Annotated in this window: 12 protein-coding genes; 7 read left to right on the top strand and 5 right to left on the bottom strand. The window is 34.1% G+C overall.

Going from position 1 to position 13,179, the window contains the following annotated elements; all coding sequences use genetic code 11:
* Nucleotides 1-8 precede the first annotated feature (8 nt).
* On the bottom strand, nucleotides 9-1,574 hold the full coding sequence (gene nikA, locus H3T56_RS03890) for a nickel ABC transporter substrate-binding protein (protein WP_086361203.1): 1,566 nt from the start codon (nucleotides 1,572-1,574) through the stop codon (nucleotides 9-11).
* 277 nt (nucleotides 1,575-1,851) lie between these two features.
* Here nikA and rhlE point away from each other — a divergent pair, with 277 nt between their 5' ends.
* Entirely contained in the window at nucleotides 1,852-3,156 is a 1,305-nt protein-coding gene (gene rhlE, locus H3T56_RS03885; protein WP_198192077.1) for an ATP-dependent RNA helicase RhlE, read from the top strand.
* A gap of 27 nt (nucleotides 3,157-3,183) precedes the next feature.
* On the top strand, nucleotides 3,184-3,525 hold the full coding sequence (locus tag H3T56_RS03880; RefSeq protein WP_065651175.1) for a YggL family protein: 342 nt from the start codon (nucleotides 3,184-3,186) through the stop codon (nucleotides 3,523-3,525).
* Between the two features lie 65 nt (nucleotides 3,526-3,590).
* Here H3T56_RS03880 and H3T56_RS03875 read toward each other — a convergent pair whose 3' ends face one another.
* Complete coding sequence (locus H3T56_RS03875; RefSeq protein WP_198192076.1) at nucleotides 3,591-5,183, bottom strand: ABC-F family ATPase; 1,593 nt, start codon at nucleotides 5,181-5,183, stop codon at nucleotides 3,591-3,593.
* A 258-nt stretch (nucleotides 5,184-5,441) separates the two neighbouring features.
* Here H3T56_RS03875 and H3T56_RS03870 point away from each other — a divergent pair, with 258 nt between their 5' ends.
* The gene (locus H3T56_RS03870) at nucleotides 5,442-6,299 is read left to right on the top strand and encodes a carboxylate/amino acid/amine transporter (protein ID WP_110447914.1); all 858 of its coding nucleotides are present in this window, start codon (nucleotides 5,442-5,444) and stop codon (nucleotides 6,297-6,299) included.
* A gap of 7 nt (nucleotides 6,300-6,306) precedes the next feature.
* Here the strand turns inward: H3T56_RS03870 and H3T56_RS03865 are convergent, their stop codons facing one another.
* Nucleotides 6,307-7,266, bottom strand: a complete 960-nt coding sequence (locus H3T56_RS03865; protein ID WP_198192075.1) for an AEC family transporter — start codon at nucleotides 7,264-7,266, stop codon at nucleotides 6,307-6,309.
* Between the two features lie 14 nt (nucleotides 7,267-7,280).
* Nucleotides 7,281-8,054 carry a peroxide stress protein YaaA gene (gene yaaA / locus H3T56_RS03860; protein WP_198192074.1) on the bottom strand — a complete coding sequence of 258 codons (774 nt, stop codon included), beginning with the start codon at nucleotides 8,052-8,054 and terminating at the stop codon, nucleotides 7,281-7,283.
* A gap of 76 nt (nucleotides 8,055-8,130) precedes the next feature.
* On the opposite strand from yaaA, the gene H3T56_RS03855 reads away from it, so the two are divergent.
* Together H3T56_RS03855 and rnz are read left to right on the top strand one after the other, a co-directional pair.
* Nucleotides 8,131-8,358, top strand: a complete 228-nt coding sequence (locus H3T56_RS03855; protein WP_086357582.1) for a YccJ family protein — start codon at nucleotides 8,131-8,133, stop codon at nucleotides 8,356-8,358.
* A 6-nt stretch (nucleotides 8,359-8,364) separates the two neighbouring features.
* Nucleotides 8,365-9,282, top strand: coding sequence for a ribonuclease Z (gene rnz, locus H3T56_RS03850; protein ID WP_198192073.1), 918 nt, complete (start codon nucleotides 8,365-8,367; stop codon nucleotides 9,280-9,282).
* Between the two features lie 393 nt (nucleotides 9,283-9,675).
* On the opposite strand, the gene argE is transcribed toward rnz, so the two are convergent.
* A complete protein-coding gene (gene argE / locus H3T56_RS03845) occupies nucleotides 9,676-10,833 on the bottom strand; it encodes an acetylornithine deacetylase (RefSeq protein WP_086320650.1) in 1,158 nt (385 codons plus the stop codon).
* Between the two features lie 262 nt (nucleotides 10,834-11,095).
* Between argE and H3T56_RS03840 the strand changes: the two genes are divergently transcribed.
* Nucleotides 11,096-11,719, top strand: coding sequence for a hypothetical protein (locus H3T56_RS03840; RefSeq protein WP_198192072.1), 624 nt, complete (start codon nucleotides 11,096-11,098; stop codon nucleotides 11,717-11,719).
* Between the two features lie 374 nt (nucleotides 11,720-12,093).
* Nucleotides 12,094-13,167 carry an HlyD family secretion protein gene (locus H3T56_RS03835; RefSeq protein ID WP_198192071.1) on the top strand — a complete coding sequence of 358 codons (1,074 nt, stop codon included), beginning with the start codon at nucleotides 12,094-12,096 and terminating at the stop codon, nucleotides 13,165-13,167.
* Nucleotides 13,168-13,179: the final 12 nt, after the last annotated feature.

The raw sequence follows: 13,179 nt of genomic DNA, 5'->3' as shown, positions 1-13,179 counted from the left end.
TTAGTTTATTAAAAATGCATTTTCTCAAATGGAATATCAAATTGAGAAGGGGCGAACTCAATTCCTTTTAGAGATTTAACCGCAATCGCACGATTACGCTCATAAGTCAGCGGAATATAAACCGCTTCATTATGCAAGGTTTCTAGCACATAACGGAATAGATCTTGTCGCTCTTTTTCATCAGTTGAAATTAATGCTTTACTAATACTCGCATCAATTTGTGGTTTTTCTTGCAAGCCTTGTTGCGCCATATAATCACCATAAACCGGTAATTTCATTCCTGACAAAAATGATTGCGGATCATATGGTGTTCCCCATGAAATATCGAATACCATATCAAAATCACCCGCTTTTTGGCGATCACGATAACCTTGCTCTTCTTCACCATGAATATTAAGCTTTAATCCCACTTGCTCAAATTCGTCTTGCATATATTGGGCAATAGTTTTTTGAGAGGCAGTATTACTATCATAATAAAGAGTGATCTCAAACGGTTTACCATCTTTTTGGCGATAATCTTCACCTTTAACTTTTAGCCAGCCAGCTTTATCCAGTAGTGTTTCAGCTAATTTTGTATCGTAGACATAAGGTTTTAAACCAATGTTGGCATAAGGAATATTGGTTGCCATTAACGTATCCGCTGGTGCTTCGCTATTATTAAAAATACCTTCTGAGATATCTTTCTTACTGATAATATGTTCAATAGCTTGGCGGACATTAACATCACTCAATTGGTTTCTCGTCGTATTCATTAAAACAATTCGACTGGAAACCGGTTTAGACATTAAGGTTTGAAACTTATCCATGCTAGAAAAACGCTCAAATGAATCCGCATCAACCATATTTTTACCATAAATCAGATCGATTTCACCTTTTTCAAGAGCCATTAGTCGACTTTGATTATCTGCGATTACTTTCATAGTCACTTTTTTCAGTAACGGTTTAGTACCCCAATAAGTTGGATTGGCATTAAATACTGCATACTGATCTTTCTTATGATCACCTAAAACATATGGGCCGGTACCAATATAAGATTTCACGCCATTTTTAGTTTCACCATCAATCATAGAATTTGGGGAAATAAATCGCATAGGGCGAGTGACGGCAATTTCAATCATGAAAGGGTAGTAAGGCTCAGAAAGATTAACCTCAAGAGTATAATCATCTACCGCTTTGACTTCAGTTATTAAACGCACCATTTCTAACCAAGTATGACGAACTTTGTTAGATAACACGGCATCCCAATTCAGTTTGGCACTGTGCGCATCAAATTTTGCTCCATCACTGAATGTGACATCTTTTCTTAATTTGAAGGTGTAAGTTTTACCTTCGTTAGTGATAGTCCAGCTTTCTGCCAGCCATGGAGAAAAAGTGCCATCTTCATTATAGTGAACTAATGATTCATACAACATATTTTGTGCCCACATTTCACCTGAATATAAATGTGGATTTAAATCACGAATATCACGAAAATTTGCGAAAGTAATATCATCTTTGGCTAAACAATTAAGGCTAAAGCAACTTAATATCAAGACGATAAGTAATTTTTTTAAATGAGGAAAGTTAAAAGACATACCTATTCCATAAAATAATTATATTTTGGGGTAGCAACAATACAATAAACGATAATGATAATCAATATCACCTATACAATTTGCTTAAAATATAAGCAAAATACTATGAATAAATTTTAAGCAACAAATAACTCTAAACTTTATAGGATTATTTACTAAAATGGTAGCATATATTAAATAACTAGCAATGAAAAGATAAAATAATCAGACAATTATTATCAAATTGCTTTATAATGTTTACGATTATTCATTTTTTCGATTATTTAGGAATCATTACATGTCATTTGACTCTCTTGGCTTAGATGCCAAGATTTTAAAAGCTATTGAAGAGCAACACTATACCGATCCCACTCCTATCCAACAACAAGCTATTCCCGTAATACTGTCAGGTAAAGATTTAATGGCTAGTGCCCAAACTGGTACCGGTAAAACTGCTGGTTTTGGTTTACCAATATTGCAAAAATTGCATCAAATGCAATTAAGAAATTCAGCTAAATCAGAACCGAAAAAAGGTAAACGCCCTTTATATGCCTTAATTTTAGCTCCAACACGTGAGCTAGCCGCGCAAATAGGTGAAAATATTCGTGATTATAGTCGTTATTTATCTATTCGTTCATTAGTAGTATTTGGTGGTGTTAGTATTAATCCTCAAATGATGAAACTTCGCGGTGGGGTGGATATTTTAATTGCCACTCCAGGACGATTATTAGATTTAGTGCACCAAAATGCTGTCGATCTTTCGCCAGTAAAATTTCTAGTTCTTGATGAGGCTGATCGTATGTTAGATATGGGCTTTATCCATGATATCCGCCGCGTGATTGCTAAATTACCGAAAAAACGCCAAAATTTACTTTTTTCTGCCACCTTTTCTGACGAGATAAAAGGATTAGCGAATACCATCTTAAATTCGCCTGAATCGATTGCTGTGGCGAAAACCAATAGTGCATCTGAGCAAATTACGCAATATGTGCATCGGGTGGATAAGCGTCGTAAGCGTGAATTGCTCTCTTATTTAATTGGCAAAAATCAATGGCAACAGGTGTTAATTTTTACGCGAACCAAATATGGCGCTAACCATCTAGCAGAACAGTTAACCAAAGATGGCATTAAAGCATCAGCAATTCATGGTAATAAGAGTCAGGGCGCCAGAACGAAAGCGTTAGCTGATTTTAAGTCGGGACAAATACGAGCATTAGTCGCTACAGATATCGCCGCCAGAGGATTGGATATTGAGTTATTACCTTATGTTATTAATTATGAGCTGCCACAAGTAGCAGAAGATTATGTTCATCGAATTGGTCGAACAGGGCGAGCGCAAAATCAAGGCCAAGCTATATCGCTGGTTTGTATTGATGAACTTCCTCAATTAAAATCAATTGAGAAATTACTTAGAAAGCCGATTCCAGAAATTTTTACTCAAGGATTTGAAGTCGATCCTCGAATTAAAGCGGAGCCAGTCAAAAAAGCGCCAGCCAGACGAGCTCCAACAAAAAGAAGAAGTGCTGATAAATCTCGAACTTCTAAAAATCATCAGAATAGTATGAAGCAATCAAGCCATCATACACATTCTAAAACTAACTAAATTATTAAAAAGCAGAAGGATATTATTATGGCTAAGGTTAATCGCAGTCGTCGTTTAAGAAAAAAATTACATATTGAAGAATTTAAAGAGTTAGGTTTTACTGTAAGCTGGTCATTTGACGAAGGTACCAATGAAGAAACCATCGATAACGTTGTCGATCAATTTATCGTTGAAGCAATACAAGCTAATGGTTTGGCTTACGAAGGAAGTGGTTATTTGACTTGGAAGGGAATTATTTGTACCCAAAAATTAGGTAATTGTACTGAAGAGGACCGTGACAATGTCACTAAATGGCTTGAGAGTCATGGTTTAAAAAATGTTAAAACCAGCGCTTTAATCGATATTTGGTGGGATGAATTAGATTTTTAATTCTTTAATTATCATGAATAAAAATAGCCACTTATGTGGCTATTTTTATTGATTTGCATGCTGCTTTATTCTATGCCTTGACTTCGTAAGTAATCTTCATAGTTTCCGGTATAATCAATCACTTTTTCTGGCGTGATTTCAATAATACGGCTAGCCAGTGAGCTGACAAATTCACGGTCATGCGATACAAAAAATAACGTTCCTTGATAAAGCTCTAATGCCATATTTAATGATTCGATCGATTCCATATCAAGGTGATTGGTAGGTTCATCCATGACAATGATATTTGGTCGTTGCATCATCAATTTGCCAAACAGCATACGGCCTTTTTCACCACCAGATAGAACTTTAACTTGCTTTTTAATATCATCTTGGGTGAACAATAATCGACCTAAAATACTTCGTACCGCTTGTTCATCATCATTAGGTTGTTTCCATTGACTCATCCATTCAAATACAGTTAAGTCCTGTTCAAACTCATATTCATGATCTTGCGCATAATAACCAATATTGGCATTTTCTGACCATTTTATATCACCTTGTTCTGGCGTTAATTCATTCATCAATGTTTTGAGTAGGGTAGTTTTACCGATACCGTTAGTCCCTAAAATTGCTACTTTTTCGCCAACTTCTACCATGAGATTAAGATTTTTAAATAAAGGACCATTGTCGAAACCTTTAGTGAGGTTTTCTACCACTAGTGCATTACGAAATAGTTTTTTATCTTGCTCAAAGCGAATAAATGGGTTTTGTCGGCTGGATGCCTTGACTTCTTCCAATTTTATTTTTTCAATTTGTCTTGCTCGTGATGTTGCTTGTTTTGATTTAGCGGCATTAGCGCTAAAGCGACTGACGAAGGATTGTAATTCACTTATTTGTGCTTTCTTTTTCGCATTATCAGCTAATAAACGTTCTCTTGCTTGAGTAGCAGCAGTCATATAATCATCGTAATTGCCAGGATAAATACGAAGTTCACCATAATCCATATCGGCCATATGGGTACAGACCATGTTAAGAAAATGGCGATCATGCGATATGATGATCATGGTGCTTTCACGTTCATTTAAGGTATCTTCCAACCAACGGATAGTATCAATATCTAAGTTATTGGTTGGTTCGTCGAGTAATAAAATATCCGGATTTGAAAATAGCGCTTGGGCTAATAATACCCGTAGTTTCCAACCTGGAGCAATTTCACTCATTAGGCCATAATGTTGTTCGATAGGAATACCAACTCCAAGCAATAATTCACCAGCTCTCGCCTCCGCACTATAACCATCCATTTCGGCATATTGGGTCTCTAAATCAGCGACTTTAAAACCGTCTTCCTCACTCATTTCTGCTAACGAGTAAATGCGATCACGTTCTTGCTTGATTTGCCATAATTCTGTATGTCCCATAATTACGGTATCGAGAACAGTAAACTCCTCGAAAGCAAATTGATCTTGGCGTAATTTACCCAATCTTTCATGTGGATCAAGCGATACATTGCCTGAAGTTGGCACTAAATCGCCACCAATAATTTTCATAAAGGTGGATTTACCACTCCCATTGGCACCAATTAATCCATAACGATTACCATTACCAAATTTGACAGAAATATTTTCAAATAGTGGCTTACTGCCGAATTGCATTGTGATATTGCTTGTTGTTAACACTGATAATTACTCTCGAATTGATTTGCAACTAAACCATAAAGCTCTTTATGAGATTTAAAGTAACTGGCAAAAATGTGATATAGCTCACATTATGCCATAATAATGACTTTTTTAGCAGTTTAGTTGTTAATTTGTACTTAAAAAGGTTTGTTCAGCAAAATTTTTTACCATTGGTAAACATTTGGTTTTAATTATTGTTTACATTATTAAAACGAATTGTTACCATGCCTGACTTTTTATTTTCGGTACAAGTTTGCTATGTATTACCTTATTTTTGTCACCATTGTTTGGTCGTTTTCATTTAGTTTTATTGCGGTTTATTTAAGTGGTCAAGTTGATACTTGGTTTGCGGTAGTCATGCGCGTTTTGCTGGCTTTTATTACCTTTATTCCTTTTTTACGTTTTAAAAATGTCTCTGTAAAGCAGATGTTGCTTTTGATGGGAGTAGGTGCATGCCAATTAGGAATTATGTACTTCTTTTATTACAACTCATTCCAATATATTTCGGTACCAGAGGTTTTATTATTTACCATTTCAACACCAATTTATGTCACTATTATTTATGATTTACTGCAAGGGCATCGACTAAGACTTAATTATTTATTAACGGCCATTATAGCGGTCATTGGTGCGGCAATTATCCGTTATGACCACATCAGTCGTGATTTTATCATTGGCTTTTTATTAATTCAGGGTGCCAATATCGTCTTTGCTTTAGGGCAAGTCGGCTATAAACGTATTATGGAACTCTATCCATTACCGCAACATCAAGCTTTTGCTTGGGTCTATTTTGGCGCAATAGTTGTAGCAACTATTGGTTGGTTATTATTTGGTAATGCTGACAAACTGCCTACCACTCAATTACAGTGGGGGATTATTATTTGGTTAGGTGTTGTGGCTTCGGGATTATGTTATTTCTTATGGAATTTAGGCGCGACTAAAGTCGATTCTGGTACACTGGCGATTATGAATAATTTGGTTATTCCGGCTGGTATTTTAGTTAATGTTGTTATTTGGCACCAATCAATAGATTGGGGCCGATTCACTGTTGGTAGTGCGGTTATTGTTTTTGCTTTGATTTTACACCATAAGTTCAAAAATTTTGCGGTGAAATAAGTTTATCTTAAGCAAAAGGTAACTGTAACATTATTGATAGAATTAACGGTGTTGTTATCGATGACAACGCCGTTGATATCAATAAGCTAGATGCGATAGGTCCTTGTAATACCTCAAACTGTCTTGCCATCATATAGCAATTTATAGCTATTGATACTGAACTTAATAATACAATAACTTGTAGCTCTAAAACAGGTAATCCTAACAATTTACCTAGTATATAGGTCGCAATTGGTAACACAAATAGTTTGATAATACAGATTGCTATAGTGATATGTAAATCGTTACGAATTTTATATTCAGCCAGCCCCATACCTAATACGATTAATGATAGTGGTGCGGTCATATCACTGACCATTTTGGTCGATTTTTCGATAAATATAGGTAAAGGTATACCAGAGTAATTAACGGCCATACCGACAAATATACCGATGATGATTGGATTTTTCGATACATTTTTAAAGGCTTTGATAAAACCTTTGCTTGATAGTTTACCCATTTGCACAAATTCAATGGATACTGTTGCTAAAGTCCATAAAATTAAAGCATTAAATATTACGATAATGGCGACTATAGGAATCGCTTTTTCACCCAATAACATATTAATAATTGGAATACCAACAAATACCGTATTTGTGTAAATTCCACCCATAGCAAACATGGTACTTTCAGAACCATTAAGTTTAAAAAATTTAACCGCAATAAAGCAACTCAAGGCAAAAACAATAAATGAGCCACCAAAAAATACTAATAAAAGATTAATATCGATTTCTGAATGTTCAGAAAAGTGGCTCATAATTTGAAAGAGCATAATTGGGAAAGCAATATAAAAAGTGAATTTAGTTACACTATCGGTTACCGTTTTTTGCCAACGGCCCATTTTTACAGCAATATAACCTAACAAAATTAAGATAAATAAAGGTAAGGTGGTTAAAAACTGTTGCCATAATGTGATTAAAAATTCCATCTTAATATATCTTTCTATGCATGTTTTCTGGTGAAGTACCATTCTAATTCAGTTGAGCGATTAGAATCAAATTGATAGCCATCTAAATTAAAACTTTTAATATCATTATAATTATTAATGTTATTTTTTATAATAAATCGACTCATTAATCCGCGTGCTTTTTTGGCGTAAAAGCTGATCACTTTATAATCATCTTTGGTTTTATCTAAAAATATCGGTTGAATAATTTTGCCATTTAGGTGTTTAACTTGTATCGCTTTAAAGTATTCATTAGAGGCTAAATTAATTAAAGTTGGTTGAGATGATTTTGCTAACTCTTCATTGAGTTTATCGGTTAAGCTTTCTCCCCAAAATTGGTAAAGATTAGTATTGTTACCATTTTTTAACCGAATACCCATTTCTAAACGGTAAGGTTGAATTAAATCAAGTGGCCTTAATAAGCCATATAACCCAGACAGAATACGTAAATGCGATTGCGCAAATTGCAAGTCACTAGCAGTAAAATCTTCAACATGTAGACCTTCGTATACATCGCCTTTAAACGCTAGAATCGCTTGTCTGGCATTTTGTAAATTAAAATCAGGATGCCAATTCTGGAATCTTTCATAATTGACTGCCGCAAGTTTGGGGCTGATAGACATTAATTTAGCTAAATCATTGCTAGTTAGCTTTTTACAAACAGTAATAAGTTGTTTTGTTGCCTCTAAACATTCGGGTAGGGTATGGGTTGTAGAGATTAATGGACTTTGATAGTCAAGGGTTTTGGCTGGAGAGATGATAGTTAGCATAAAGAGTGTTACCTATTGTGTTTTGTGCGAATAGGGTTTATTTTACCTGTAATCTTAGCAAATAAGGAGAATAAATATGAATAGTACCAAAAAAGAAATACATGATATTCGATCTTGGGCAAATATTCGTGAAACCTCTATTGAAATTGCCGAGGCTATTTTTGAACTCGCTAATGATGATGAAAAATTAGCAGAACAAATTTGGGAAGAAGGTAGCGATGAAGTCTTAAAACTTGCCTTTTCCAAAACTAAAGCAGACAAGCTCTTTTGGGGTGAACAAACCATTGAGCGCAAAAACGTATAATTTTTTATGAAACTAACATTTTTAGGAACGAGTGCTGGGTCACCAACAGCTGAACGTAATGTAAGTAGTGTTATGCTTGATCTCCGACAAGAACGAGGGCGATTATGGCTGTTTGATAGTGGTGAAGCAACGCAAATGCAAATGCAAAAGGCCAATTTTAGTTTAGCCAAATTGGAGATGATATTTCTGACTCATTTGCATGGTGATCATCTGTTTGGTTTACCTGGTGTGTTGACTACTCGTTCTTTAATGCAAAACCAATCATCATTAACGTTAGTTGGACCTAAAGGTATTAAACAATTTATTCAAACAGTGATTGAAATTAGTTCTTCATGGCTTACTTACCCTTTAAATATTATTGAACTTGAACAAGATAGCTTAGTGTTTGAAGATAATAAATTTCGCGTCGACGCCAAATTATTACAACATCGAGTCCCTTGTTTTGGTTATCGTATTGTTGAAAAGGATCTTCCTGCAACGCTGGATATTGATAAATTAAAAAAAGATAACATCCAAATAGGTTCACATTATGCTCATTTAAAAGAAGGTTTAACCGTTACTTTAGAAGATGGTAGAACAATTAATGGTAAGGATTATCAAGGCGATATTAAGCAAGGCAAAAAAGTAGCTATTTTGGGTGATACCATCCCTTGTCAAGCATCCATTGATTTAGCTGAAAACGTCGATTTATTAGTGCATGAGGCCACTCAAGAGCAAGCTCTTGAGGCAAAAGCCATTGAACGTGGGCACTCAACGACAATACACGCTGCCAATATAGCTAAGCAAGCTAATGCTAAAAGGTTAATCATAACGCATATTAGCCCTAGATATAGTATTCAAGATAATCAAAAACTGGTTAATGAAGCTAGGAGCATCTTTGCTAATACTGAAATTGCTACTGATTTTGCCACTTTTCAAGTTTAATCAATCACGCCGACTTTGTCGGCTATTACTAATAAAACTAATTAAAGCCAAAACTATAACTATAACAATAATTAAAACATGACTTTTCTTGTATATTTTTACTAAATCAAGATGACTATATTTGTAAAAAATATTGAGGAGTCTATACCGTCTTAAGATGAAAATGATTCATTAATATCATTTAGTATCACTATTTACAGAAAATTTTTATTTATGATTGTAGTGGTTAGATAACTTTATAAATAAATTTTATTAAGTGATAAATGTAGGATGAAAAAGTAAGTTTTTGTAAAAAATATTGAGGAGTGTATACCGTCTTAATATAAAAATAATGAATTATTGTGCTTTAATAGCATTAAGCTGATTCGCCGACATTGCCGGCGAATGTACTTTTTATAAACAAAAATCTTTAATTAAATTTTCAATGGTTAATTTGGTCGGTTTTAAGAAATCCATTGAAATAAATTCATCCGGTTGATGAGCTTGCTCAATCGAGCCCGGTCCTAAAACGATGGTTGGGGCGATTTGATTTAAATATGGTGCTTCAGTACTGTAGTTAACGGTTTGCGCAGTGTGACCAACCAGTTTTTCGATATGATTTAATGCTGGGTGATCTTTTTTGCATTCATAGCCCGGTATTGGTGATACCTCATATTCGATGGAAACTCGATTAGGATATTGGTCCATAACGGGTTGTAATGCTTCACAAAGGGCATTATAAAGTGAGTCAATATCGTTATCTGGTAAAACCCGAATATCAATAATCAATTCACAACAGCCACAAATACGATTAGCTGCATCACCACCATGAATAACACCAAGATTCATGGTTGGATAAGGTACGCTAAAGCCATCATTATGATATTGTTGTTTGAATTTTTGCTTCAAAATAAGTAATCTTTCAATCACTAAATGCATGATTTCGATAGCATTAATACCTTTGTCTGGATCACTTGAATGGCCTGACTTACCAATAACTCTAATTGAATTAGATATAAATCCTTTATGAGCACGAATAGGAATCAATGAAGTAGGTTCGCCGATAATCGTGCAGTCTGGTTGTAGTTGCGTTTGTTGGGCAAAAAATGAAGCACCAGCCATTGATGTCTCTTCGTCTGCGGTGGCTAATACATAAATTGGTTTGGTTAATGTCTTAAGATCGATATCACGCAATGCATCTAATATAAATGCAAAAAATCCTTTCATATCTGCAGTGCCTAGCCCATAAAGCTTATTATTTTCTTCGGTTAACTTGAATGGATCTTTGCTCCATTGTCCATCATCAAAAGGCACTGTATCACTATGACCACTTAATAATAGGCCGCCTTGAGTTTTATTGTCACTATTGGAATAGGTGGCTAGCATATTAAATTTATTACGAGTATTTGGTACAGGTTGAATGTCAATTGTAAAGCCTAAATCAGCAAACCATTGCGCTAATTTGTCAATTAGTGGCTTATTGGAATAATCTAATTTTTCATTGGTTACATTACTGATAGTTGGAGTGGATATTAATTCATTATAAATTGTCAAAAAAGAAGGAAGAGCCATAAAATCACCTTTATTAAATAAGTCATAACGCTGAGAAAAATATATTTAATTACTATATTTCCTTACAACACTGCTAGCAATATCTTGTTGCTATTTTGTTAGACGGTTATTGATTAGCAACTAATTGTTTCATCATTGAATATTTCGCTACTACTATAGTTAAAGATAGACTAAATATTATTTGTCATTATTGATATAATAACTTATTTTAAGGCTACTCAAAGTAAAAAATTATTATTAATCACTAATAAGGAAATAGACAGTGAAGATTAAATCATTATGTTTTATTGGTTTACTCATGCCATTTTTCGCAAATGCGCAAAATCCATCATTTGATGATGATTTTAGTCATTTATTAAAAAGCTTTACCCAATGTGATAAGACTTTTTTTTCGGATTTAAATCAAAAAAAATATCGTAATTATTTTCCAATCGTAACTTTACCAAATGGTTATAGCAAATTTGTCACTAAATTAAATAATAATCCTAGAAAAAGTAGACTTACATTTGATCCTCCAATTATCTTTAATGGTTTGAAAATAGAAGGCTTTGAACAATCTGAATATATTTACGATGAACATCTGAAGTACTATTTTTGGGGATTTAACACCGATAATACCTTTGAAGAGATTAAAAGTGCGCTCTCATGGGTTGATTGGCAAATATCGGCAGATAATACACTTAATATTGCCAATGCATTATTTTATAAAAATGGTGTTTGGTCTGACAATAAACATGTATTAAACAATACCAGTCCGGTTAAAGGTACTGCCGAGAACATATTGTTTCTTGAAACTGATAATATTATTGGAAAAGTGACGATTCAATGTACTATTCAAGGTGATATTCCATTAAAAGAATTAAGACGTTTTAGACCGGATTTATGATCTTTTTCAAGATAATCGTTTAACATATTATAAAATAACTCCAAATTAATTTTATATTGATTTGGAGTTTAGTTTTTTTTATTAACCTCATTCTATTGACTAAATCAATAATATATTAAAATAATTTTCAATTAAATTAATTGGATATTCATTTTTTTTGCTTTTCTTTATAAATCATCATCTACGTTTATTGTGATCTCTATTTAAAATTATAAATGACCTTTTTTAGCTTTTACTGCGTTTGTCTTGCGAGTTGATATTATTTATAAAATACATTTGTTATGATGAGCATATTGAAAATAAATCGATTCTAACGATTAAATTTTTCGTTAAGTTATATTATAGATTTGTCACTTTAGAATAAGGTGTTATTCATGAAACAAATAAACAAAAAATGGATTGTTATTGCAGTTGTAGTTGTTATTATTGGTTTTATTTTGTGGCAGCAATTTAAGCCTGATGGCTATGGTGCTGATTTTACTAGTGGCAACGGACGTATCGAAGCTACTGAAATCAATATCTCTACCAAATTAGCCGGTAGAATTGAAAAGATTAATGTTGAAGAGGGCGATTTTGTCACTGCAGGCCAACCGCTAGTCATTATGCAAACTGATACGTTACAAGCGCAATTAAATGAAGCCCAAGCTCAACATCGACAAGCTATGAGTAATGAAGCGACATCAAAAGCACAAGTAGCTTTAAAAATGAGTGATAAAGTTGCTGCTTTAGCTGGTGTTACACAAAGAGAAAGTGACTTAGATATAGCCAATAAGCATTTACAACGTACTGCTGCACTTTATCAAAAAGGAGCGATTTCAGTACAACAATTTGATGATGATACTGCTAAAGTAAATAGTGCCAAAGCCGCATTAGATTCAGCTAAATCACAAGTTACTGCTGCCGATGCAGCGATTGAAGCTGCTCAAGCTGGTGTAGAAAGCGCTAAATCAGCGATAAATGTAGCGTTAGCGAATATTAATCAAATTCAAGCTGATATTAATGATAGTACCTTAACCGCTCCTGTTGATGGCCGTATTCAATATCGTATAGCCCAACCAGGTGAAGTTTTATCTTCAGGTGGAAAAGTATTAAATCTAGTCAATCTATCCGATGTCTATTTGACTTTCTTTTTGCCAGAAACAATTGCGGGGAAAGTGGGTATTGGTGATGAAGTTAGGCTAGTGCTTGATGCTCTTCCAGATAAAGCTATTTCTGCCAAAGTTTCGTTTGTATCTAGTGTGGCACAATTTACGCCTAAAACAGTTGAAACCAAAGATGAACGTCAAAAGTTGATGTTTAGAGTTAAAGCACAATTAAGTCCAGAATTGTTAAGATGTTATATTACTCATGTTAAAACCGGTCTTCCTGGCGTTGCATGGGTTAGACTTGATCCTAATACGGAGTGGCCTTCAGGTTTATCTGATGTTGCAAAATGCCAAACAAAATAATTGGAGATAGCA

Origin of the sequence: Gilliamella sp. W8123 (assembly GCF_016101085.1) — a bacterium.
GTDB classification, from domain to species: domain Bacteria; phylum Pseudomonadota; class Gammaproteobacteria; order Enterobacterales; family Orbaceae; genus Gilliamella; species Gilliamella apis.
The sequence above is the reverse complement of the archived record's forward strand: the minus strand, read 5'-3'. Positions and strand labels throughout refer to the sequence as shown.

What these genes read in the sequence shown, in the direction of transcription:
- nikA (WP_086361203.1), bottom strand. Translation starts at nt 1,574, where the DNA reads ATGTCTTTTAACTTTCCTCATTTAAAAAAATTACTTATCGTCTTGATA.
- rhlE (WP_198192077.1), top strand. Translation starts at nt 1,852, where the DNA reads ATGTCATTTGACTCTCTTGGCTTAGATGCCAAGATTTTAAAAGCTATT.
- H3T56_RS03880 (WP_065651175.1), top strand. Translation starts at nt 3,184, where the DNA reads ATGGCTAAGGTTAATCGCAGTCGTCGTTTAAGAAAAAAATTACATATT.
- H3T56_RS03870 (WP_110447914.1), top strand. Translation starts at nt 5,442, where the DNA reads ATGTATTACCTTATTTTTGTCACCATTGTTTGGTCGTTTTCATTTAGT.
- H3T56_RS03865 (WP_198192075.1), bottom strand. Translation starts at nt 7,266, where the DNA reads ATGGAATTTTTAATCACATTATGGCAACAGTTTTTAACCACCTTACCT.
- yaaA (WP_198192074.1), bottom strand. Translation starts at nt 8,054, where the DNA reads ATGCTAACTATCATCTCTCCAGCCAAAACCCTTGACTATCAAAGTCCA.
- H3T56_RS03855 (WP_086357582.1), top strand. Translation starts at nt 8,131, where the DNA reads ATGAATAGTACCAAAAAAGAAATACATGATATTCGATCTTGGGCAAAT.
- rnz (WP_198192073.1), top strand. Translation starts at nt 8,365, where the DNA reads ATGAAACTAACATTTTTAGGAACGAGTGCTGGGTCACCAACAGCTGAA.
- argE (WP_086320650.1), bottom strand. Translation starts at nt 10,833, where the DNA reads ATGGCTCTTCCTTCTTTTTTGACAATTTATAATGAATTAATATCCACT.
- H3T56_RS03835 (WP_198192071.1), top strand. Translation starts at nt 12,094, where the DNA reads ATGAAACAAATAAACAAAAAATGGATTGTTATTGCAGTTGTAGTTGTT.